The organism is Salinisphaera shabanensis E1L3A, from assembly GCF_000215955.2.
Classification (GTDB): domain Bacteria; phylum Pseudomonadota; class Gammaproteobacteria; order Nevskiales; family Salinisphaeraceae; genus Salinisphaera; species Salinisphaera shabanensis.
In genome coordinates this window covers 40,723-63,042 of record NZ_AFNV02000019.1, presented here as the reverse complement: position 1 = coordinate 63,042, position 22,320 = coordinate 40,723, and the positions used below count along the sequence as shown (strand labels likewise).

The 22,320-nt window shown below is 61.0% G+C and carries 18 protein-coding genes; 13 read left to right on the top strand and 5 right to left on the bottom strand.

Annotated elements, in window-relative coordinates:
* Positions 1 to 7: 7 nt before the first annotated feature.
* Entirely contained in the window at positions 8 to 955 is a 948-nt protein-coding gene (gene bhcB, locus SSPSH_RS12625) for a beta-hydroxyaspartate dehydratase BhcB (protein ID WP_006912114.1), read from the bottom strand.
* A gap of 180 nt (positions 956 to 1,135) precedes the next feature.
* Between bhcB and SSPSH_RS12620 the strand changes: the two genes are divergently transcribed.
* Positions 1,136 to 2,320, top strand: coding sequence for a magnesium transporter (locus SSPSH_RS12620; protein ID WP_006912115.1), 1,185 nt, complete (start codon positions 1,136 to 1,138; stop codon positions 2,318 to 2,320).
* Positions 2,317 to 2,862, top strand: a complete 546-nt coding sequence (locus SSPSH_RS12615; protein WP_006912116.1) for a DUF427 domain-containing protein — start codon at positions 2,317 to 2,319, stop codon at positions 2,860 to 2,862. Before SSPSH_RS12620 ends, SSPSH_RS12615 begins: the two co-directional genes overlap by 4 nt.
* Positions 2,863 to 3,209: 347 nt before the next feature.
* On the opposite strand, the gene SSPSH_RS12610 is transcribed toward SSPSH_RS12615, so the two are convergent.
* Positions 3,210 to 4,004: an SDR family NAD(P)-dependent oxidoreductase gene (locus SSPSH_RS12610; RefSeq protein WP_006912117.1), complete on the bottom strand. Its 795-nt coding sequence runs from the start codon at positions 4,002 to 4,004 to the stop codon at positions 3,210 to 3,212.
* 263 nt (positions 4,005 to 4,267) lie between these two features.
* Here SSPSH_RS12610 and SSPSH_RS12605 point away from each other — a divergent pair, with 263 nt between their 5' ends.
* The 3 genes from SSPSH_RS12605 (at position 4,268) to SSPSH_RS12595 (ending at position 8,433) form a co-directional block, all read left to right on the top strand.
* Positions 4,268 to 5,179: a LysR family transcriptional regulator gene (locus SSPSH_RS12605; protein WP_006912118.1), complete on the top strand. Its 912-nt coding sequence runs from the start codon at positions 4,268 to 4,270 to the stop codon at positions 5,177 to 5,179.
* A 136-nt stretch (positions 5,180 to 5,315) separates the two neighbouring features.
* Complete coding sequence (locus SSPSH_RS12600; protein ID WP_006912119.1) at positions 5,316 to 6,311, top strand: TAXI family TRAP transporter solute-binding subunit; 996 nt, start codon at positions 5,316 to 5,318, stop codon at positions 6,309 to 6,311.
* Between the two features lie 109 nt (positions 6,312 to 6,420).
* On the top strand, positions 6,421 to 8,433 hold the full coding sequence (locus tag SSPSH_RS12595) for a TRAP transporter permease (RefSeq protein ID WP_006912120.1): 2,013 nt from the start codon (positions 6,421 to 6,423) through the stop codon (positions 8,431 to 8,433).
* 315 nt (positions 8,434 to 8,748) lie between these two features.
* Here the strand turns inward: SSPSH_RS12595 and SSPSH_RS12590 are convergent, their stop codons facing one another.
* Positions 8,749 to 9,195, bottom strand: a complete 447-nt coding sequence (locus tag SSPSH_RS12590; protein ID WP_040608145.1) for a hypothetical protein — start codon at positions 9,193 to 9,195, stop codon at positions 8,749 to 8,751.
* Positions 9,196 to 9,225: 30 nt separating this feature from the next.
* Entirely contained in the window at positions 9,226 to 10,392 is a 1,167-nt protein-coding gene (locus SSPSH_RS12585; protein WP_006912122.1) for a porin, read from the bottom strand.
* A gap of 457 nt (positions 10,393 to 10,849) precedes the next feature.
* On the opposite strand from SSPSH_RS12585, the gene tadA reads away from it, so the two are divergent.
* The 3 genes from tadA (at position 10,850) to SSPSH_RS12570 (ending at position 13,966) form a co-directional block, all read left to right on the top strand.
* A complete protein-coding gene (gene tadA, locus SSPSH_RS12580) occupies positions 10,850 to 11,305 on the top strand; it encodes a tRNA adenosine(34) deaminase TadA (protein WP_206772395.1) in 456 nt (151 codons plus the stop codon).
* Positions 11,306 to 11,438: 133 nt separating this feature from the next.
* Positions 11,439 to 12,587 carry an isocitrate/isopropylmalate dehydrogenase family protein gene (locus SSPSH_RS12575; RefSeq protein WP_006912124.1) on the top strand — a complete coding sequence of 383 codons (1,149 nt, stop codon included), beginning with the start codon at positions 11,439 to 11,441 and terminating at the stop codon, positions 12,585 to 12,587.
* 116 nt (positions 12,588 to 12,703) lie between these two features.
* Positions 12,704 to 13,966: an aspartate aminotransferase family protein gene (locus tag SSPSH_RS12570; protein ID WP_006912125.1), complete on the top strand. Its 1,263-nt coding sequence runs from the start codon at positions 12,704 to 12,706 to the stop codon at positions 13,964 to 13,966.
* Positions 13,967 to 14,232: 266 nt separating this feature from the next.
* On the opposite strand, the gene SSPSH_RS12565 is transcribed toward SSPSH_RS12570, so the two are convergent.
* The gene (locus SSPSH_RS12565; protein ID WP_006912127.1) at positions 14,233 to 15,255 is read right to left on the bottom strand and encodes an alpha/beta fold hydrolase; all 1,023 of its coding nucleotides are present in this window, start codon (positions 15,253 to 15,255) and stop codon (positions 14,233 to 14,235) included.
* Between the two features lie 160 nt (positions 15,256 to 15,415).
* Between SSPSH_RS12565 and glnT the strand changes: the two genes are divergently transcribed.
* The 5 genes from glnT (at position 15,416) to SSPSH_RS12540 (ending at position 22,040) form a co-directional block, all read left to right on the top strand.
* Positions 15,416 to 16,774 carry a type III glutamate--ammonia ligase gene (gene glnT, locus SSPSH_RS12560; protein ID WP_006912128.1) on the top strand — a complete coding sequence of 453 codons (1,359 nt, stop codon included), beginning with the start codon at positions 15,416 to 15,418 and terminating at the stop codon, positions 16,772 to 16,774.
* Between the two features lie 43 nt (positions 16,775 to 16,817).
* The gene (locus SSPSH_RS12555) at positions 16,818 to 17,888 is read left to right on the top strand and encodes a putative urea ABC transporter substrate-binding protein (RefSeq protein WP_006912129.1); all 1,071 of its coding nucleotides are present in this window, start codon (positions 16,818 to 16,820) and stop codon (positions 17,886 to 17,888) included.
* A gap of 93 nt (positions 17,889 to 17,981) precedes the next feature.
* A complete protein-coding gene (locus SSPSH_RS12550; protein ID WP_006912130.1) occupies positions 17,982 to 18,632 on the top strand; it encodes a TetR family transcriptional regulator in 651 nt (216 codons plus the stop codon).
* A 342-nt stretch (positions 18,633 to 18,974) separates the two neighbouring features.
* Positions 18,975 to 19,328, top strand: coding sequence for a single stranded DNA-binding domain-containing protein (locus SSPSH_RS12545; protein ID WP_006912131.1), 354 nt, complete (start codon positions 18,975 to 18,977; stop codon positions 19,326 to 19,328).
* A gap of 384 nt (positions 19,329 to 19,712) precedes the next feature.
* Complete coding sequence (locus SSPSH_RS12540) at positions 19,713 to 22,040, top strand: mechanosensitive ion channel domain-containing protein (RefSeq protein WP_202962175.1); 2,328 nt, start codon at positions 19,713 to 19,715, stop codon at positions 22,038 to 22,040.
* The last annotated feature ends 280 nt before the right edge of the window (positions 22,041 to 22,320 follow it).

Sequence of the window (22,320 nt, the reverse complement as noted above, 5' to 3'; positions counted from 1 at the left end):
GGATCGCCTATAGCCAGGGCAGGCGCTCCAGATCGACGTTGCCTCCGGTCAGAATCACGCCGACGCGTTGATCTGCAAAGCGTTCGGGATGATGCAAGATCGCGGCCAGCGGCACCGCGCAGGACGGTTCCACGATAATCTTCATGCGCTGCCAGATCAGGCGCATGGTTTCGATGATCGCCTCTTCGCTAGCCAGCAGAATGTCGTCGACATCGCGTATGACGATGCCCCAGTTCAATTCCCCCAGCGACGCTTTCAGGCCGTCTGCAATCGTATCGGGGGCGTCTTCGACGAGACGTTCGCCAGCCTTGACCGAACGGTACGCATCATCCGCATTGGCCGGCTCGCCGGCCAGCACCTGCGTGTGTGGCGACAGAGCGCGACAGCTCAGCGCGGTGCCGCTGATCAGCCCGCCGCCGCCGATGGGGGCGATGACGATATCCAGATCTTCAACGTCCTCGAGCAGTTCCTTGGCGCAGGTGCCCTGGCCGGCGATGACGCGGGCGTCGTCGTAAGGTGGTACGACGTTGGCGCCGCTCGCGGCAACGATCTCGTCCAGAGTTTGTTGCCGTGCGGTATTGCGCGGTGCGCAGAACACGACTTGGCCACCGTAGCCGCGTACGGCATCCACTTTGGCGCGCGGCGCGGTTTCCGGCATGACCACCGTGCACTCGATACCGCGACAGGCGGCCGCGCGTGCCAGCGCCATGCCGTGATTGCCGCTCGAATGGGTGGCGACGCCACGTTGGGCATCGGCCTCTTCAAGGCCGAACACGGCATTGACCGCGCCGCGTGACTTGAAGGCGCCGGTCTTCTGAAAGTTCTCGCACTTGAAGAACAGCCGCGCGCCGGTCATGGCATCGAAGGTCGCGCTAGTGAGTATCGGCGTGCGATGAATCCAAGGGGCAATGCGCTCATGCGCGCGGCAAACATCGTCGTAGTCGGGTAGCTGCATGGATCACTCGTCGGCGGTAGACAGCGCCATAGTGCCTAACGCTCGTGCACCAAGGAAAATACATCGCCTGTGCGAAACGTCGTCCAAGATGCAGCGCAAAGTGCTTGTATTAAAACTGGTGCGCGACCTAATAATGAGCAACCGATTGTTAACAGCAGCGCCCGCTGTACCGAGGTGTTCATGGCCGCGCCCCAATCTTCAGAATCTGCCCGCGATGCGGTCGATGGTCAGAGCCCCGATGAGGCCGCCCGTACGCTTGGCCGGTTGCCTCCCGAACAGATCAAAACTTTGCTTGGTCAGATGCCGCACGATGAGGCCCTTGCGGTGGCTGCTCAGCTACCGGGGGCCGCTAATGCCCAGTCCAAAGACGACGCGACCGAGGCCGCCGCGTCCGACATCGATGCGGCGATCGACGAACTGTTACAGCCGGCGCCCGCGGTGCTTGATTCCACCAAGACGGCCGCCGAGGCCGTCGCTTTTCTGGTGCAGAGCGAAGCGGTCGCCGAGATCACCTATATCTTCATCGTCGATGGCGAAAAACTGGTCGGCGTGGTCGGTATGCGCGATATCGTGCTCGCAAAACCCGGCCAGCCGTTGGCCGACATCATGGTGCGTGAGCCGTTTGCTTTTAAAAGCGGTACCGGCGTGGATGCGGCGGTGCGCGCCGCGCTTGCCCGGCATTATCCAGTTTATCCGGCAGTCGACGACGCGGGGCGCTTGCTGGGCTGCGTGCGCGGATGGCAGTTATTCCAGCGCGTTGTGGTGGAAGTCACTGGCCAAGCCGGCGCCCAGGTGGGTGTTTCGCGCGAAGAGCAGGTCACGACGCCCATTCTGGGCGCGTTTCGCATGCGCCACCCCTGGTTGCAGGTGAATCTGCTGACTGCATTCGCGGCGGCGTTCGTGGTCAGCATGTTCGAAGACACGATCACCCAGATCGTTGCCCTGGCCGCATTCCTGCCGGTACTGGCCGGGCAGAGTGGTAACACCGGCTGCCAGGCGCTCGCTATCACCTTGCGCGGCCTCACACTGGGCCAACTCGATGAGTATCCGGTCCGCAAACTGTTGCGTAAGGAGATATTGCTCGGCGCTCTGAACGGGGTAGTGGTCGGCGTGGTCGCAGGGCTTGCGATGTGGCTCTATGCCTCGTACTCGGGCGAGCCCAATGCGTTCATGCTGGGGCTTGTCATCCTTGTCGCCATGGTCGGCGCCTGTACCGGCAGCGGTATTTTTGGCGTGATTGTGCCGCTTACGCTCAAGCGCTTCGGGGCCGACCCGGCCATGGCCAGCAGTATCTTTCTGACCACCTTCACCGATATCCTCGGCATGGGTTTGATGCTGTTTCTGGCCAGCGCGATTCTTTTGTGACGCTAACGAACAACGACAAAACCGTCGGTTGGCACTATCGCGGCGGCGAACGCCCGCCGTTTGCCATCCAACCCGGGCCGGGCCAGGAATCGGTCTGGGATTATCCGCGCCCACCTGCAATACTGACCTGCGACAAGCGCATTGAAGTACGGCTCGGTGCACGGGTGATCGCCAGCACAAGGGCTGCGTTTCGCGTGCTCGAAACCGCGGGCGCGCCCACCTACTATCTGCCGCCCGACACGGTGGATTTCGATGCCCTGGTCGCCGTCGATGCCCAAAGCTTCTGCGAATGGAAGGGCACGGCGCGCTACTGGCACGTTACCGACGGCCAGCGTCGCGTGGCCCGCGCTGCCTGGAGTTACCCTGATGCACGCGATCGATTCGCCGCGATTGCAGGCTGTATCGCTTTCTACTGTGATCGCCTGGATTGCCGCGTCGACGGCCAGCGCGCCTTTGCCCAGCCCGGCGGTTTCTACGGCGGCTGGGTGACACCCGATATCGTCGGCCCGTTCAAGGGCGAGCCCGGTACACAGGGTTGGTGATATGGCGTGAGGGCGTTCGAGGTGAATACCGGACTTGTTGAGGCGAGTACGCTAAATGCGGCGATCGGTGCAGCAACCGGCGTAACGGCGACGTCGGTGCTAGCTCAAAGCGTATCTGGTGTGTCGGTATCGGATACTACGGCGCGGTCTGGCCGCTCGTTCGAATGCGCGCCTTCGGACGCGGATACGTTGACTTGCCGGCTTATTGGCCCGCCGTCATATCGGACGCTCCTGAAGAGGCGGCAACAAGCCGTTCGCTGAATCGCGTGTCGTGAATCGACGCGATTTATTAGCCCGTGCCGGAGGCCGGCACGGGCTCTTGCCCGGGCGGGGCCCGCGACCAGGCATCAAGCGATGCTGTCGACCACGCCGCCGTCAACGCGCAGGGCCGCGCCCGTGGTGGCAGAGGCCTGTTCGGACACTGCATAGATGACCATGTTGGCGACTTCTTCTACTTTGGCGGCGCGTTGGATGATGGAGCTCGGGCGTGCTTGTTGCACGAATTCGGCAGCCACTTCTTCCATCGACTTGCCGCTTTCGGCTTGTTTATCAGCGAGCATGGCCTGGACGCCTTCGGAAAGCGTGGGGCCAGGCAGCACGGCGTTAACGGTGACGCCCGTGCCGGCAAGGCGCTTGGCCAGACCGCGCGAAACCGACAGGTTGGCGGTTTTGGTCATACCGTAATGCAGCATCTCGTCCGAGATGTTGAGCCCGGACTCGGAGGACATGAAAACCACACGTCCCCAGCCGGCCTCGACCATAGCCGGCGTATAGGCACGTGACAGGCGTACGCCGGACATGATGTTGACGTCAAAGAACTGTTGCCATTCCTCATCCGGGATCTCGTAGAAATCCTTGGGCCCGAAGATGCCGAGGTTGTTGACGAGAATATCGACGCGCGGCTCGGCGTCGACGAGCGTCTTGCAGCCTTCGGCGGTGCCCAGATCAGCGGCAACGCCGCGCGCGTCCGTGCCGGGAACGATATCGCGCAGTTTAGCCAGGGCGGTATCGACACGATCGGGTTTGCGGCCGTTGACGATGACCGTGGCACCGGCGCGGGCCAGCCCGGTAGCGATGGCGAAGCCGATGCCATGGGTCGAGCCGGTGACCAGGGCGGTCTTGTTACTGAGATCGATATGCATAAGAAACCTGCGTGGTGTCGTCGTTGGTTTGAATGTTGTGTGTGCCGTGGCGGTGATCAAGCTCGACTGCCTTTTCGAATTGCGCCGTCAGTGGCCGGCGTGCGCGAACCGCATGCCGGCTTGCGACGGTGCAGCGCGTCTGCGCCGTCATCTCCTCAATACTGGGTTTTGTTTGGTTTGCGGCCAACCCGCGTAAAAGAGAATGGTTTGTTGTGCGCCGTGCAATAATCCATCGCTTTCGATAACGAGGTGGCGGGGCGGCTATGGCCGATGAACTCATACAGATGCGCGTTTTCGTGCATGTTGTGGAAGCAGGCAGCCTGTCTGCGGCAGCGCGTGAGCTGGGACTCTCGCCGGCGGTAGTGAGCCGGCGCCTGGCGGCGCTCGAGCAGCGTCTGGGCGTACGGTTGATCAACCGTACGACGCGTAGCCTGGCTTTGACTGACGAAGGGGCGGCGTTTCATGCGCGCTGCCTGCGCATTCTTGCCGATATCGACGATGCCGAAACGCAGGCGGCGGTTGGCGCGCGTGCGGCCAGCGGCGAATTGCGCGTCACATCGACCGTGGCATTCGCACGGCGGCTGTCGCCGTTGCTCTATGAGTTTCAGCGCTTGCACGAGGGTGTGCGTGTGCGTCTGCACGCCAGCGATGCCGTCGTGAACATTGTCGACGGCGGTTTCGATCTGGCGGTGCGCTTCGGCACGCTGGCCGATTCGAGCCTCATCGCTCGCGAGCTGGCCCCAAATCGGCGCGTGATCTGCGCCTCGCCCGACTATCTGGACCGGCGTGGACGGCCGGCTGATCCACAGGAGCTCGTGCACCACGATTGTGTACTCATGGGCGAGCCGGCGCTGGCGGTCTGGCAGTTTGCCGATGGCACCAGCGTGCGCGTGAATGGTGCATTCGCGAGCAACGATGGCGAGATTGCGCATTTATGGGCAGTGCAGGGCGCCGGATTGGTGCTGAAATCGATCTGGGACGTACAGGCGGACCTCGCCGCCGGGCGTCTCGAGGTGGTGCTGGATGCGCATCCGCTGGCCTGTGCACATATTCATGCCATGTATCCGCATCGTCGATTCGTCGCACCCAAGGTGCGTCTCTGTGTCGATTTTCTACGTGAGCGGTTGGCGGATCAGGCCGTTGAAATGGTTGGATTAAAAGCGATTTCAGCGTGATATTCCGGCACAGGCTCGGGGTGCTCTCATCCTGGCCCGCTCCTTGCGTTTATCGTGGCCTTGGCTAGACTCGATTGACCGCCGCGTCGCGACCTGCGACCGGTACCACGTTATTTCTCAGGGGGCTTTCATCGCCATGTTCACGCGAATTCTCAAGACGCTTGCCGTCGCCACGCTGGTGCTGGGCGTTGCCCAGGCTGCAAGTGCGCGTACGTTCATCACCATCGGTTCGGGCTCGACCACCGGTTTGTACTATCCGACCGCGGTCGGCATGGCCAAGATCGTCAACGAAGCCGGTATCGACATCCGGGCCAACGCACGTTCAACCGGCGGTTCGGTGTTCAACGACCGTGCCGTGGGCGCTGGTCAGCTGCAGATGGGTGTAAGCCAGAACAACGTCGCCTACTACGCCTACAACGGCAGTGGCGTGGAAGCATTCGAGGGCAAGCCGGTCGACAACCTGCGCGGCGTCGCCGTGCTCTATCCGGAAACCATCCAGGTGCTCGCGCGCAAGGACGCGGACATCAAGACGCTGGCCGATATGAAAGGCAAGCGCGTCTATGTCGGCGATATCGGCTCCGGCACGGAACAGGACGTCAAGAACCTGTTCGGCGCTTTCGATATGAGCATCGACGACCTGAAAGCGCCGGTACGCGGCAGCGCGGGCAGTGCCGTCGGTCTGCTGCGCGACGGCCAGATCGATGCCATGTTCTATACCGTGGGGTTGGGCGCCTCGGCGATCACGGAGGCCGCCCAGACCGCGCCGATCGAACTGGTTTCGGTCGCACCGGAAAAGATCGAGGAATTGAACGCCAAGTATCCGTTCTATACCCGTATCGATATTCCCGAAGGGACCTATCCGAATATGGGCTCGGCGAGCGCGGTCACGCTCAAGGCGATGCTCGTGACTTCGTCGGATTTGTCGGAAGATGCCGTCTACCAGTTCATGAACACCGTCTTCAACGAAAAGAAGGACGCGTTCTATAACGATATCGCCAATCCGAACCTGAAGAAGTACTTCACGCTCGACAGCGCTCTGGAAGGCATGTCCATTCCGTTGCACTCGGGCGCGGTGAAGTTCTTCAAGGAACAGAACATCGACGTCAAGGATAGCCTGCTGCCGTCGTCGTGATCGACCGGCCTTAGCGCAACAGGATGATTGAACCCCGGCCCCTGCGGTCGGGGTTTTCACGTTTGGGCCGCGTGCAACCGGCGCCGCCTTTGAATGGCAGGAACGAGCGATGAGCGAACACGTATCGCGAGAAGCTGAAGACATCGTCAAGGCCACCGAATACGGTGGGCGTGAGCCGGCCTTGAATTGGCAACGCTGGTTGCTGGTGGCGATCGCGGTGGCGTGGAGTCTGTTTCAGCTCTATGCGAGTTATTTCGGCACGCTCAACCCGCAGAAAATAGGCTCGATCCATCTCGCATTCGGCTTTGCGCTGGCGTTTCTGGCCTATCCGCGCAAGGGCGGGCCGCTTGATCGTATCCCTTGGTACGACTGGATTCTGGCCGCCGCCAGCGTCGCCAGCGCGCTCTATATTCTGTTCAACTACTACAACATCGTGATGATTCAGGGCGGGCTGCCCGAAACGCGCGATGTCTGGGTCGGCTCGGCGCTGATGCTGTTTCTGGCCGTTGCTTCGGTACGCTTGCTGGGTTTCGCGCTGCCCATCATCGCCGCGATCGTTGTCCTGTACGGCGTGACCGGTCCGGCCGGCATCATTCCGCTGACGCCGCCTGACGTGATCTATCTGCACAACGGCTATCAATGGTCGGAGATCATCCAGCAGCTCTATATCACCACTGAGGGGATCTGGGGCACGCCGATCCAGGTCTCTGCGACCTTCGTGTTTCTGTTCGTACTCTTTGGCGCGCTGCTCGACAAGGCCGGGGCAGGTCAGTATTTCGTCGACCTGGCGTACAGCGGCCTGGGCACGTTCCGTGGTGGACCGGCCAAGGCATCGGTGGTGGCCAGCCTGTTGACCGGCGTGATCTCGGGTTCGTCGACGGCGAATACCGTCACGACCGGCACGTTCACCATTCCGTTGATGACAAAGGTGGGCTATCCGGCAGTCAAGGCGGGTGCGACCGAAGTGGCTGCGTCGGTGAACGGCCAACTCATGCCGCCCATCATGGGCGCGGCCGCGTTCATCATGGCCACCTTTATCGATGTGCCGTATTCGCAGCTCATCGTCTATGCGCTCGTGCCGGCGGTACTGACGTATCTCGGCCTGCTCTACGTGGTGCATCTGGAAGCACTCAAGCTCGGGCTCGAGGGGCTACCACGTTCCGAACTGCCGCCGTTCTGGCCCACCTTCATCAAGGGCATCCACTACCTGATTCCGGTGGCATTTCTGCTCTACGAGCTGATGTGGGCCAATCTCACCCCCGAGCGCAGTGCGCTCAATGCCACCGTCGTACTCGCGGGTCTGATTCTGGTACAGGAAACGGTCAAGGGCGTGAAGAGCGACGGCGGCTTGGTGGGCGGCCTGTGGCAGGGCCTGCGCGCCATCGTCGCCGGCCTGGAACTGGGCGCGCGCAACATGACCACGATCGCCGTGGCCACCGCCGCCGCCGGCATCATCGTCGGCATGGTCACGATGACCAATCTTGGCTACGGCCTGACCCAGGTGCTCGATGTGCTTTCGGGCGGCAATATCTGGATCGTGCTGATTCTGTCGGCGATCACGTCGCTGATTCTGGGTATCGGCCTGCCCACGACGGCGAACTATATTGTCATGGCCGCGCTGGTCGCGCCGGTGATCTCCAGCCTCGCCGCGGCCGCGGGTATGGATGTGCCGTTGGTGGCCGTGCATCTGTTCGTGTTTTATTTCGGCATTCTTGCCGACGATACGCCCCCGGTCGGTCTGGCTGCCTATGCGGCTGCGGCCATCTCGCGGGCCGATCCGATCGCCACCGGCGTACAGGGGTTTATCTACGATCTGCGCACGGCGATCCTGCCGTTCATGTTCTTCTTCAACCCCGAGTTGCTGCTGTATAACGTCAGCAACTGGTACTACGCTGCGTGGGTGATCGTCACGGCACTGGTCGGCATGCTCGCATTCGTGGCCGCCACTCAGGGTTACTTCAAGATTCGTATGACCTGGTATGAGCGACTGGTGATGCTCGCCGGTGCGCTGTTGATGCTCAAGCCGGGGTCCTGGACTGATATTGCCGGCATCGGACTGTTGATGGCCGTTGGCTTGTTTCACCACATGCGGGCAGCGCGACAGCCCGCGCAGGCGCTTTGACGCATGCGGCCCGCGGGTCGGCGTGCAACTGGGCCGACGAAAGACCGAATAAGGTCGTTAAGGTGCTAGCCAGGGCGAGGTCTGGTGCCGAGAGAGAGCGTCGGTCGTTGAGCAGGGCGGGATGCTGCGGCGGTTACCTGAAGAACGTCTGTGCGCGCTTGTGGCATTGGGATGGGTTTTGGCAGAGCCGGTGTGTCGCTGCAAGCCGAGTCGCAACGTAGCCCGAAGCGCATAAAAAAGGTCGATCGACCGACGGTTCAGACAATCCCCGCGCGATCGATCGACCTATGCTTCGCTATTCAAAATCAGCGAGTACTAGCGTTGCTGGCTGTTTTTCCATTGCTGGTACTGCTTCCATTCCTGCCAGTCCTTGAAACGCTGGTATTCAGGCGAGTCTTTCGGCATGTTCCGGAAACGCTGATAGGCCTCGTAATCGGAAAATTCCTGCTCCTGCGCGGCACTCGGCGCCGATACGGCGGTTGTCCCAACGTCGTCGGCCGCGCGGGGCTGTCCGGCCGTTTGCCGCGCCCGGTCATCCCGATTGATCAACGCCGGCTTCGATGCATCGTCCGAGTAGACACGAACGCCGTCATCGTAATCGTCGCCCCGAGCGGGACTCATCAACCCCGGCCCTTCGGCCATCTGGTCGCCCGACCCCGGTAACCGATTGTAGTTGACGGGCTCGCGCGTGCCGGTGCCAGCGCAGCCTGCAATAAGCAGGCTGCACAGGGCGACACAAAGACCGGAGGCCGCGGTTTTCATAGAGTGCTGCATACGGTCTTCGACTCGGCTTTAGAGGAATTTCAGGCGGGTGCCAACGTACAGGATATCAAGATCCTGGGCGTCGCCGGTGGCGGTGATGTTGATGTCATCCCCGGCTGCGTCGGTTTCGGTATAGCTGTAGCTCGCATCGTCCAGCGTCAGGTGATGATAGGAGGCGAACAGCTCGACGCTGTCGATCACGTCATAGACATAGGCCAGACCGTAGCTGCGGCCCTTGCTGCCATCGCCGGCCAGGTCGTTGGTCTGCATGTAGCTGGCTTCGAAGTGGTGCTTGTCGAGCACGTAACCCACGCCACCGAAATAGTTTTCTGCGGTGGCCCGGTCTTCAGCCATGTAGTCGCGCTGCTTGTAGGAGGCCGTCAGGGTAATGCCGGAGGGCAGCAGCAAAGAACCGGTGCCACCGGTTTCCTGGAAACGCGGGCTGTTGTCGTTGACGGTACCGTCGGGCTCGATATCGAAATCCTGGTCTTGGGTATCGAGATGCGAGAGCACGAAACCGGCCTTGCCGCCATCGGCGAACGGGGTTTCGTAGCGGGCGGCCAGTTCATAGGCATGGCCGTTGTCCAGCGAAGCAGACAGCACGGCGCCGCCCAGGCTGGGCGTGTCGTAGCGCACACCGTTCTGGCGCGAAATACCGTCGAAGTGGTTGGAGGCTGCCGACAGATTGGTGATCACGCGGCCTTCATCGTCGAGGAAGCTCACGCCGCCGGCATACATGGAAATACCCTGGCCACCGCCGAGATACATGGTGCCGCTATAGTTGAGCTCGGACGAGCCGTTGGCCGCGCCATCGAGCTTGCCGAACGTGAAGCGACCGAAATCGCCTTCGACATAGACATTGGCAAGACGGTTGTCGAGGAAGTCGTCTTCGCTGCCGCCGCCGTTGTTGACGTCGAAAGAGGTGGATGGGTTTTCGTTCAGGCCGATTTCATAGGCGAAACCGATGTTGTAGCCGTTGTCGAGATCCTGGGCGCCGGTGAAACGGAAACGGCTGTTGGAGCCGACGTTGTCGACGAAGCCGATATCCCGGTCTTCACCGTTGTCGGCGGCGATCGCGGCACGGTCGACCTGACCGGATACCTTGAATTCGAAAGCGTGGGCCGGCGCGGCGAACGCAAATACGGTGACTGCCGACAGTGCCGACGGCATCAGATAGCGTGAGTGCAAGGTCTTCATGGATGCTCTCCCCGAGCGGTTACGTGATCGGCGGGCACGCCTCGGGAAGCCTTTCCAACAGCGTAGATCCTGAACGCTCGGCCCTCCGGCCGGTCAGCGTCTTGTCGGCACGGAGCCGCAAAGTGCAGTGCTGTGAGATCCCCAATACGCTTATCGAACGAGCCTTAACGCTCGACGGTCGATGAAGGCTTTATGCTGCTTCAGCGAGTCTCGTTATCCCCAACAGACTCTTCGAAAAATGCTGATAGCTGCCAATGAGTTGTGCCCAATATTTAATGTCAGTTCAAATGGTGAGGCGATGGAAGTAGCGCGCCCATTAAAAGCCATATATTAGACTTTAGTCGTATATAGTTTTTTGGGTGCATACGATGCACGCCGTAGGCAGTTATGCACCGTATGGATGGTGCGTGCAAACCCGCCGTTAGAATGGTGTTCACGTTGTGACGAAAGAATGCAAATGAGCGACAGGCAGTGGATGCAGCGCGCACTCGATTTGGCACGTCGCGCGCAGACCGAGGGTGAGGTGCCCGTCGGTGCGGTGGTCGTGCGAGACGGGGCTGTGCTTGGCGAGGGATGGAACTGTCCGATCGCGCAACACGATGCCAGTGCGCATGCTGAAATCCAGGCGCTTCGCGCCGCCTGCCGCGCCGTCGGCAACTATCGGCTGCCTGGCGCTACGCTCTATGTCACCCTTGAACCCTGTGCCATGTGTGCCGGGGCGATCGGGCATGCGCGTATCGGACGCGTGGTGTACGGCGCCGACGATTTCCGTGCGGGCGCGGTGCACTCGATTTTTTCGGTTTTCGACGAGCCGCGCCTGAACCATCGTGTCGAGCATGTGGGCGGCGTATTGGCCGAAGAAAGTGCGGCGCTATTGCGGACGTTTTTCAGGGCTCGGCGCGCGATGCGCTAGCAGCTCGGTCGCGTTTTTTCAGAACGTATGGCCCCCGTTCCGGCGCGGATGGTGTGGCGGTGGAAACAGAAAAACGCCGCTTTGTCGACCAAACCCATGCGTATGGGTACAAGTCAGTGATAGCCTGCGGCGCATGACTACGAAAAAGACATGGCGCGTCGCGGTTCTGCCCGGCGACGGTATTGGCCCGGAAGTGATCGCGCAGTCCACCCGCGCGATTGATGCCCTTGTGGCGAGCGATCCGGATCTGACGATCGACTACGAGACGTTCGAGTGGCCGTCTCATGCCTGGCATGAAAAGCATGGCGAGAGTGCGCCGGCCGATTACCTGGAGCGCCTCGAACAATTCGATGCGATTCTGCTCGGCGCGCTCGGCGACCCGGGCCCGATCGACGATCCGAACCGCTACCTGCTCTCGGATGCGGTATCGCTATCGCCGTTGCTGGAAATCCGTAAAGGCTTTGATCAGTGGTGTTGTGAGCGCCCGTGCCGGCCGATGGCGGGCGCCCCGCAGTATCTGGCCGATCCGCGTGCCAACGATATCGACATGCTCGTTATCCGCGAAAATAGCGAAGGCGAGTACGTCAATCAGGGTGGCCGACTGGCGGTGGGCACCGAAAACGAAATCGCGACCCAGGTGGCTCTGTTCACGCATCGGGCGACCGATCGCATTATCCGTCATGCCTTCGAACAGGCACGCGTACGGGCTGCCGAGCGCGCCGCCGAAGGGCGCGACCGCACCTTCGGGCGCGACGCAAAAGCCAGCCAGGTCTGTGTGGTCACCAAGCGCAACGCCCAGCGTTTCTGGGGGGACATGTGGACCGACATGTTCGCCGAGATCGCCAAGGAGTACCCCGACGTGGCCACGCACCACGAACTGGTGGACGCCGCGTGCATGAAGTTCGTCAGCCATCCGTGGGCGTTCGACGTCGTGGTGGCATCGAATCTGTTCGGCGATATCCTCACCGACCTTGCGGCCGTGTTGAACGGCGGCATGGGCGTGTCGCCGTCGTCGAATATCAATCCATCGGATCGCACGCGCCCGCCGATGTTCGAGCCGACGCACGGTAGTGCGCCGGATATCGCCGGCAAGAACGTGGCCGGGCCGACCGCGATGCTGCTGACCACGGCGATGATGCTGGAATGGATGGGCGTCGAGGATCCCGCCGCGGACCGTGCGGGCAAACGCCTGCGTGAAGTTGTCGCAGCGGATCTGGCTGAACACGGGCGCGAACGACGCGCCACCGACGAAATCGGCGACGCCATCGTCAACGCTCTTTGATTTTTCACGTTTTTCGCTAACGATACCGCGGCGGGGTCTGTCCAGGCGTTGAAACTCGTATTCATCCCGTCTAGGCTCGCGCGCAATCTGTAACAAGGCCATCCAGGAGTGCCGTCATGATAGGAAGCAACAAGAGCAATCTATCGCCCCTGCTCAAGCAGGCTACCGACGTCCATGTCGATCGCGGCGAAGGCTGCTACCTGTTCGATACCGACGGCAAGCGATACCTGGATTTTACAGCCGGTATCGGCGTGACCAGCACCGGCCATTGCCATCCGAAAGTGGTCGCGGCCGCCCAGGAGCAGATCGGTAAGCTGATCCACGGTCAGTACACCACGATTCTGCACAAGCCGATTCAGGATCTGTCGGCGCGTCTGGCCGACAAGATGCCGGGCGATATCGATTCCATCTTCTATGCCAGTGCCGGCACGGAAGCCGCCGAATCCGCCATGCGGTTGATGCGTCACGCAACGGGTCGGCCCAATATCGTGGTCTTCCACGGCGGCTTTCATGGCCGCACCATGGGTTCGGCGTCGATGACGACGTCTGGTACCGCGTATACCGCCGGCCTGCAGCCGCTGATGGGCGGCGTGATCGTCGCGCCGTTCCCGAGCGCGTTCCGTTATGGCTGGTCCGAAGATCAGGCGACCGAATTCTGCTTGCAGGAACTGGATTACATCCTGCAGACGATCAGCGCACCGAGTGACACCGCCGGCATGCTGATCGAGCCGATTCAGGGTGAGGGTGGCTTCATTCCGGCCAACACCAAATTCATGCAGGGCCTGCGTGAGCGCTGCGACAAGCACGGCATGTTGCTGGGCGCCGATGAAGTGCAGGCCGGCTATGGCCGCACGGGCAAGTTCTGGTCGCACAGTCATTTCGATGTAGAGCCGGATATCGTGGTCACGGCCAAAGGCCTGGCCAGCGGTTTCCCGCTATCGGCCTGTGCCGCGCCGCGCAAGATCATGGAAAAAGGTCTGCCCGGTTCGCAGGGCGGTACCTACGGCGGCAACGTCGTGGCCTGTGCCGCGGCGCTCGCCACGCTTGATGTCATCGAGGAAGAAGGTCTGGTGGATAACGCCGGCACCCAGGGTGCGCACCTCAAGGAGCGCCTTGAACTGCTGGCCGACAAGGATGATGGCATCGGCGATGTCCGCGGTAAGGGCCTGATGGTCGGCGTCGAGTTCCAGAAGGACGGCAAGCCGGATGGCGCACGCGCCGAGAAGGTCGCCAAGGAATGCGAAAAGCATGGTCTGCTCCTGCTGCGCTGCGGCCCTGGCAAGCAGGTTGTGCGCTTTTTGCCGCCGCTGGTCGTTACCCGCGAGCAGATCGACGAAGGCGTGGATATCTTTGCCAAGGCTGTCGACTCAAGCAGCTAATCGCATAGGCCGGGCGTAAGATCAAGCCGCCGTGTTCGCACGGCGGCTTTTTTTTTGCGCTGATCCATGCCTATTCGTGTCGCTGAATTCACGGCGCTGGTACGCGCCGGCGTCTGGTTTAAAGAGCGTGCGCATGCTCGGCGGAACGGGCGCCGCGGTGCCCCTCGATGCGGCTCACAGCGCACTCGAGGAAAACGATATCGACTTTCTCGAGTGTCAGTTCGAAGGCACCCCTGAAGCGCTGTAGCGTGCCGCCTGAACCAGGCTTACGCCGCGCCGCCGAGCAGGTCCTGCATGGCCTGAAGAACAAGGCGCGTCGATGCGGGCTCGTAACCGGGGCCGCCGGAACAATGGCCGAAGTCCGATTCGATTATGCGACATTCGCCCTGCGCGATTTGCGCGATATCACGGGCGGCATCTTCGGCGGTGAAGTAAAGATCGCTACGACACGGCATGGCGATGGTCGGCGCATTGATGCTCGCAAGTGCTGCGCCCGTATCTTCGCCAAACCCCGGCATAGCGGCGATATCGCCCTGCTGCCAGGTATCGAGCATCGCCAGGAGATTGTGCGGGTTGGCCCGTAGATGATCGGTTTCCCAATGCGCGACGAGCGCTTCCATGCTCTCGAACCCAAGCGCGCGATAGCCGCCATCGCGAAAGAAGCGTTGCGAATAGGCCCACCCGGCATACACACGCGCGAAGGCGCGTAGCCCGTGTTGCGGAAAACCGCCGCTTGCCAGTGCCGGATCGGCTTGCAGCGCAGCTTTCACCCCATCAAGAAATAATGCGTTGTGTGGATAGCATTGTGCGGTCGCACAAACGGCGAGCAGGGCCCTGACGCGCTCGGGATAGAGCGCGCCCCATTGCAGGGCTTGCATGCCGCCCATCGACCAGCCAGCGACCAGACGCGGGCCGGCGTCGTTGAATCGGGCCGCGATGAGTTGCCGCTGTGCCCGTACGTTATCCGCCAGCGTGGTACGCGGAAACGCCGTGCCGGCCTGTTCAGCACAGGCGTTACTTGGCGACGACGATTCGCCGTTACCAAACAAGGCCGGAATTAGCAGGCAGTAGTCGCCGCTGCTGAGCGGGCTGCGTTTGCCCTCGGCCCAGGCGCGGTTGGCTTTCATCGCACCGCCGTAGTGCGTTGGCAGCACCACAAGGTTGTTGCCTGCGCTGTTCAGGGTGCCGCTAACGCTATAGGCGAGATGAGCATTGCGCAGCGTTGTGCCACTATCGAGGACGAAATCGCCGAGCGGTAAAGTCTCATCATGCCATTGTTCTGTATGCATTTTATCGGGCCTGGTCTATTGCTTTTAAGTAACTATTTTTAATTAAATATACAGGCTGGCATGTATATTGTAAGGGCTTGGTTAAGCGCGGCAGGGCTGCGTCGGATGACAGGGCGATCTCGCGCTGACGTTTCATACGGAAAAACCAAGGACCGATTCGATGGGAAATATCGTGGATACCGCCTCGCTGCAGGCGAGTCTTGCAGAACAGGGCGTGAAATACGCGATGGCCAGCTATGTGGATATCCATGGCTGTGTCAAAGGCAAGTTCGTGCCGCTCGACCATCTGGACAACATGTTCCAAGGCAGCGAGCTGTATACGGGCGCTGCCCTCGATGGTGTACCCCAGGATATTTCGGATAACGAAGTCGCCGCCATGCCGGATGCGGCCTCGGCGACCGTATGCCCCTGGGATACACGCCTGGCCTGGTTTGCCGGCGATCTGTATTTGGACGGCGCGCCATTCGAGGCCTGTTCGCGCACCATTCTCAAGCGCCAGCTCGAACGTGCCAAGGCCATGGGCTTTACCTTCAATCTAGGTATCGAGACCGAGTTCTTCCTCTTTCGCGATACCCACGACGGCGGCTTCGCGCCGCTGAGCGAACGCGATTCGCTGGCCAAGCCGTGCTACGACCCGCGCGGTCTGATCGACAACCTGCCGATCATCGACGAACTGGTCGATGCCATGAACGGCCTCGGCTGGGACGTGTATTCCTTCGACCATGAAGACGCCAACGGCCAGTTCGAAACCGACTTCAAATTCGCCGATGCGCTGACCATGTCTGATCGCTTCGTGTTCTTTCGCATGATGGCCAACGAGATCGCCCGCAAGCACGGCGCGTTCGCGAGCTTCATGCCCAAGCCATATTCGGACAAGACCGGCAGCGGGGCGCACTACAACATGTCGCTGGCCGACGCCGAAACCGGCGAGAACCTGTTTTCGCCAGAGAAAGGCGATCCGTATGGCTGTGGCGTATCCGAACTGGGTTATCAGTTCATTGCCGGCGTGCTCAAGCATGCCCGTGCTATCAGTGCGGTGATCGCCCCGACCGTGAACAGCTACAAGCGCCTGGTGCGTCAGGGCAGCATGTCAGGTTCTACATGGGCGCCGGTGTTCGCCTGCTACGGCAACAACAACCGCACCAACATGATCCGTATTCCCGGCGTGGGCTCACGCGTGGAATGCCGTGCAGCGGATATTGCCTGCAACCCCTATCTGGGGGCGGCGCTGGTCTTGGCCGCAGGCCTGGAAGGCATCGAAAACGCCATGGATGCCGGCGAGCCGCACCGCGAGAACATGTATCGCTACAGCGACGCCGAGATCGACGAGATGGGCGTGACCATGCTGCCACGCACGCTCGGCGAGGCGATTACCGACTTCGCCGCCGATCCGTTGGCACGGGATGTGTTTGGCGATCGCATGTTCGATGCGTACGTCGATTTCAAGCGCAGCGAGTGGGAGAGCTACCACACCGCGGTTTCGAACTGGGAAATCGAGCGTTATCTGAAATTGTTTTAAGCCATTTTCGAGTGACTGGACCACGAACCGGGAGACCTGACCGATGAACTTCAAGAAATCTTTAACGCTGGCTGTCGCAGCGATTGCACTGACCGCCAGCCTGGGCACAGCCCAGGCCGCCGGCAAACGTGATTCGTTTCGAATCGCCTGGACCATCTATGCCGGCTGGATCCCCTGGGACTATGTAAAAACCTCCGGAATCATGGACAAATGGGCCGATAAATACGATATCGATGTAGAAATCGTTCAAATCAATGATTACATCGAGTCCATCAACCAGTACACGACCGGCCAGTTCGATGGTGTGGTGGCAACCAGCATGGATGCGCTATCCATTCCCGCGGCCTCCGGCGTCGACACCACGGCGTTGATCGTGGGCGATTATTCCAACGGCAACGACGGTATCGTTTCCAAGGATGCCAAGTCGGTTGCCGAACTCGAAGGCGAGACGATCAATCTCGTGCAGCTGTCCGTCTCACACTATTTGCTGGCCCGCGCATTGGAACAAAATGGCCTGGCCGAACCCGACGTGAATCTGGTCAATACCTCGGATGCGGATATCGTTGCCGCGTTTCAGGGCAACACCGTCCGTACGGTCGTCACCTGGAACCCTTTGCTGAGCACGGTCGCTGAAACGCCCGGTTCTCACGAAATCTTCGATTCCAGCCAGATCCCGGGTCACATCAAGGACCTCACGCTGGTGAATACCGAAACGCTGAAAGTGAACCCGGCGCTCGGCAAGGCACTGGTCGGCGCCTGGTACGAAATGATGGCCGATCTCGGCGCGGATACCGCCAAGGGCAGAGAAGTGCGAGCCTATCTGGGCGAAGCCTCGGGTACCGATCGTGAAGGCTACGAAGCCCAGCTCGACGGTATGAAGATGTTCTATACGCCGGGTGCCGCGATCGAGTTCATCTCCAGCGACCAGGCCTATGAGGCCATGGATAGCGTGCGTCAGTTCTCGTTCGAAAAGGGCTTGCTGGGCGAGGGCGCAGCCAGCGCCGATTTTGTCGGTATCGAGTTTCCCGGCGATCGGATCCTGGGCGATGAGAGCAATCTCAACCTGCGCTTCGATACCACCTATATGCAGATGGCGGCTGACGACGCGCTCTAGAGCGTAGCTCACCCCGGCACTACAAACGGGCGGTCGGCGGCGAAGTCGGCCGCCCGTCTTGCGTGCAGGGGCCACGCTACCGATCATGACGCCATGAGACGTACTCCAGAACAGGCCGAGCAGACCCGGCTCAAGGTCATCGATGCTGGCCTGCGGCTATTCAGCCGGCACGGCTATTCCGGCACCACTCTGGCGATGATCGCAAAGGACGCCGGCATGAGTCGCGGCCCGATCTATTGGCATTTCAAGAACAAGGACGAACTGTTCGAGGCGGTGATCGCCTATTCGCAGACGCCGCTACAGGCGCTGGTCGACACTGCGCGTGCCGATACGCCTGATCCGGTCGACCGCCTGAGCTCTTTTATCATGGGCTGGTTCGATCTGCTGGTGGATGACAAGCGTCATCGCCAGTCGTTCGAAATTCTCATGAACAAGACCGAACTTACCCAGCGTATGGCTCGAACCGTACGTCGCGAGCGTGAACTGACTCGAGCGATTATCGAGCTGTTCGAAACGCTGATCGGCCAAGCGCGGCAACACGGCCTGTTGCCCGAGGGCGACCCTGCGCCAGCGCTGGCGCTCCAGACCTACACCTATCTCATGGGCGTAACCCAAACCTGGCTGTTCGCACCTCGATTGTTCTCACTGCGTGAACAAAAAGACTACTTCCACCGCAAGTGTCTGGCTGCTTTGTACGACCGCGCGGCAGCTTCCCCAGCGTCTCACGGAACCGTTTCCGGCTGAAGCACCGTGCGGCCGCGCAGCATGCGGGCGCTGTCAGCATCCGGTGATGCCCGCGACCGCAAGCTGTCACGTATCGTCGCCAGGCTGGAGTGGTTCGTATTGAACGCGTAATCGGTTGGCATGCGCCTTATCCACGCTGCACGCGCTTCGTCTGACCGCGGCCGCGCTCTGTTGTTCTATTGCGACCGGTGCCTATGCGCAGGCGTCGATTCTCATTAACGAGGCCGATTCCGATACGCGCACGTTTGTCGCCGCGCTCGCTACACTGAATATGGCCACAGCAGTAGGCCAGACACCGGTACGCCGGATGACGAAGGCATTCCGGATAACGCCGTCATCGGCTTGCGTATTTACGATATTCAGGGCGCGGTGCACCTTTCACCCCAGCGCGACAATGCGGTGGCAGGCGTGCCGGGTGTAGCGACGGCAATCACCAGTAACAGCTTCTATTTTCAGGATCCGGTCGGCGATGCGAACAGCGCCATCAGCGACGCCGTTCTGGTGTTTACCGGCGGTGAGCCGATCCGTCGCGACGGCGCTCCGGTCGCCGTCGGCGATGTGGTCGAAGTGGCGGGTACGGTCACCGAGTTTGAGCCCGGCGGCGACGAGACCAATCTGCCGACCACCGAAATCGTGATCGGCAGCGACGGCAGTACATGCCTGATTATGGCCAAGCCTTTGAACGAACCTCGGTAATCATGCCTAACCCGCGTGAAAGGTTCGCTTGGTACGTCGTGGTTAGCCACGCATGACCGACGGGGTTATCGCCAGTACGGCAACGCGGAACGTGAATTGGCGAACGCAACGGTGGTCTGGCGGCCAAATCGTTGCCTTCGGACATAGCCAACCCATGCAGCAGTGCACAGTGCAATTTGTCACTGTGCACTGCTGCGGTCATTATATGCGCCAAATCACGGTCGGTTGGCGTGCTGCGGTGCGGTAACGACTATTACGCTCTCCGTATCTATCGAGGAAAGACGCGATATGAATCGAGCCTGCGCTTCGCGACCGGCGTTTGACGCCCTGCGGATATTCGTTCTGTTTTTTGCCCTTGTAGTAACGGTCATTGCTCCCCAGGCGATGGCCCAGCAGTCGGGTGAAACGCCCAACGGCGATACCGCCAGCGAAGTGTTGCCACTCACGCAACTCGCCGATTTACTGGAAAACGACGAATCGCGCGCGCAGATCGTCGATCAGCTGCGGCAGGCGGCACAGGCGGGTAATGACGAGAACGCCGAGAGCGCATTGCCGCCGCCGCCCGAGGCCGGCCAGGATCCGGCGCTGGAAAAAGCCCCCGACGGCGATAGCGCGACAGCCGAACAGGCCGCCGCCAGCGAAGAGCGGGTGTCCTTTGCCCGGCGTTTCGCCCAGACCACGGCCGGGTGGGCCGAGGTAATCGGCGAGCGTGTATCGGCTACGTGGACGATGCTCACGTCGCTTGATGAAGATCGCGGCCCGGGGCCGGAATTCGATATGTCCGCGTTCGTCGCCGCGATTACTACATTTGCGTTGGTGGGCGTCGCGACGGTGGCTTCCTTTCTGGTTCTGCGTTTGCTCGCGGGCACGGTGTTTTCGGCAATCGGCCGGTTTTCACAGCGCGCCGAAACCGGCGCCGGCGTGCTGATTCGACGAGGTACAGCCATCGTACTGGCGGCAATCGTCGATGTTGCGGTCGTTCTTCTGGCCTGCGGCGCGGGCTATCTGGCCGGCCTCTACGCGTTCGGCGAGGCCGGCAGCATCGGCACGCGCGAGTCGTTGTTCATCAACGCTTTCGCGCTTATCGAGCTCACCAAAGTCGCGATTCGTGCCGTGTTTGCAGCGCGTTACGACAGCCTGCGGTTGATCAACATACCCAGTTCCATCGCCGGTTGGTGGAGCGTGCGTCTGCGCTGGTTCGTCGGCATCATCGGCTACGGCCTGCTGGTGCTGGTGCCGATCATCAACGTACAGCTGTCGTTCTTTCTGGGCGCGGTTGTGAGCTTTCTGCTCATGGGTGGCGCCTATATCTACGCGCTGGTGGTTATTTTCAAAAACCGTCAGCTGTTCAATGAACGCCTGCATCGGATGTCGGAGACGGCGTCGATCGGCTTCTTCGGTGTGCTGTTCAAGCTGATGTCGAAGCTGTGGGTGATTCTGGCCGTGGCTTATTTCACCACGCTGTTCGTTTCCAGCCAGGTCGATCCGACGAATGCGCTGCCGTTCATGTTGTCGGCGACCCTGGAAACACTCATCGCGGCGGCGGTTGCCCTTGGCCTTTCCGGCTTGCTATCGAAGGCGATCGGTAAGCGTGTGACGTTCTCGGACAACGTCCGCGCCAAGCTGCCCATGCTCGAGGCGCGGGTGAATTCCTACGTGCCCAATGCGCTCAAGGTTATTCGGGTGGTGATCCTGGTGGTATTCGCGCTGGTGGTGGCCAATGCCTGGGACCTGTTCGATCTGGGCGCATGGCTTGCCTCGGATGTCGGTCTGCAGACCGTTTCCACGCTGACCCGCGTGGCGATCGTGTTGCTGGCCGCGGCACTGCTTTGGCTGATTGCAGCCAGCATTATCGAGCACCGTCTGAACCCGAATACCGGTGCGGGCAAGCCTACACCGCGTCAGGAAACGCTTCTGGAGCTGTTCCGTAACGCATTGGCGATCGTGATCATCACCATGACGCTGATGATTTCGCTATCTCAGATTGGTGTGGATATCGGCCCGTTGATCGCCGGTGCCGGTGTGCTGGGTCTGGCCATCGGCTTCGGCGCCCAGAAGCTGGTGCAGGACATCATCACCGGCGTGTTCATCCAGCTCGAGAATGCGATGAACACCGGCGACGTAGTCACGGTAGGTGGTGTGACCGGTACCGCGGAACGACTCACTATTCGTTCCGTCGGTATTCGCGATCTGGACGGCTCATACCATATCGTGCCGTTCTCGTCGGCAAGCACTGTAACCAACTATCAGCGCGACTTCGCTTACTTCCGTACCGAGTACGGCATCGGCTACCGCGAGGATATCGACAACGCCGTCTATCACCTGCGTCAGGCTTTCGAGGAACTCAAGGCCGACGAGAACGTACGCGGCAATATCCTCGAGGACATGACCGTGCCGGGTGTGACGGCGCTGGCCGACAGCTCGGTCAATATCCGGATCATGATCAAGACCAAGCCGGGCACGCAGTGGGGCGTGGGCCGTGCCTTCAACCGGTTGGTCAAGATGCATTTCGATCGGGCCGGGATCGAGATTCCGTTCCCGCATCAGACGGTCTACTTCGGCGAGGACCGGGACGGCAAGGCGCCGCCGGCGAACTTGCGTATTCTCGAAGCGCCGGTGGACAGTGGCGAACATGCCGAGCCGCGTAAGGCACGGCGTAAAGGCGACGATGCCGCACCGGAGGAAACCGGTGATGCGCCGGCAGATACCTAGCGTACTGCTGCTTTAGGAGCGGTGACCCGCGGCCATGCCAGGCCGCGGGTTTTTTTTGCTCGCCATACGTGATTGCGACATCAACCGCATCGCGAATTATGTATGTGCTCGGCGCCGTTTAGTCGGTTATCGGATAGATTGCGGGGCGCGCCGGATTGCGCAAGCCGGGCGACGGTGCGGCGTTGTTGCGCATAAATTAGCCGCCGATGTGACAGTCCAGTGACGACCGGCGTTTGCGGCGTCTGTGCTCGATTTGTCCACAGCGTTATCCCAAGGCTGT

Coding starts and splice junctions, on each gene's coding strand:
- bhcB (WP_006912114.1), bottom strand. CDS start 955: ATGCAGCTACCCGACTACGACGATGTTTGCCGCGCGCATGAGCGCATT.
- SSPSH_RS12620 (WP_006912115.1), top strand. CDS start 1,136: ATGGCCGCGCCCCAATCTTCAGAATCTGCCCGCGATGCGGTCGATGGT.
- SSPSH_RS12610 (WP_006912117.1), bottom strand. CDS start 4,004: ATGCATATCGATCTCAGTAACAAGACCGCCCTGGTCACCGGCTCGACC.
- SSPSH_RS12605 (WP_006912118.1), top strand. CDS start 4,268: ATGGCCGATGAACTCATACAGATGCGCGTTTTCGTGCATGTTGTGGAA.
- SSPSH_RS12600 (WP_006912119.1), top strand. CDS start 5,316: ATGTTCACGCGAATTCTCAAGACGCTTGCCGTCGCCACGCTGGTGCTG.
- SSPSH_RS12595 (WP_006912120.1), top strand. CDS start 6,421: ATGAGCGAACACGTATCGCGAGAAGCTGAAGACATCGTCAAGGCCACC.
- SSPSH_RS12590 (WP_040608145.1), bottom strand. CDS start 9,195: ATGAAAACCGCGGCCTCCGGTCTTTGTGTCGCCCTGTGCAGCCTGCTT.
- SSPSH_RS12585 (WP_006912122.1), bottom strand. CDS start 10,392: ATGAAGACCTTGCACTCACGCTATCTGATGCCGTCGGCACTGTCGGCA.
- tadA (WP_206772395.1), top strand. CDS start 10,850: ATGAGCGACAGGCAGTGGATGCAGCGCGCACTCGATTTGGCACGTCGC.
- SSPSH_RS12575 (WP_006912124.1), top strand. CDS start 11,439: ATGACTACGAAAAAGACATGGCGCGTCGCGGTTCTGCCCGGCGACGGT.
- SSPSH_RS12570 (WP_006912125.1), top strand. CDS start 12,704: ATGATAGGAAGCAACAAGAGCAATCTATCGCCCCTGCTCAAGCAGGCT.
- SSPSH_RS12565 (WP_006912127.1), bottom strand. CDS start 15,255: ATGCATACAGAACAATGGCATGATGAGACTTTACCGCTCGGCGATTTC.
- glnT (WP_006912128.1), top strand. CDS start 15,416: ATGGGAAATATCGTGGATACCGCCTCGCTGCAGGCGAGTCTTGCAGAA.
- SSPSH_RS12555 (WP_006912129.1), top strand. CDS start 16,818: ATGAACTTCAAGAAATCTTTAACGCTGGCTGTCGCAGCGATTGCACTG.
- SSPSH_RS12550 (WP_006912130.1), top strand. CDS start 17,982: ATGAGACGTACTCCAGAACAGGCCGAGCAGACCCGGCTCAAGGTCATC.
- SSPSH_RS12540 (WP_202962175.1), top strand. CDS start 19,713: ATGGCCCAGCAGTCGGGTGAAACGCCCAACGGCGATACCGCCAGCGAA.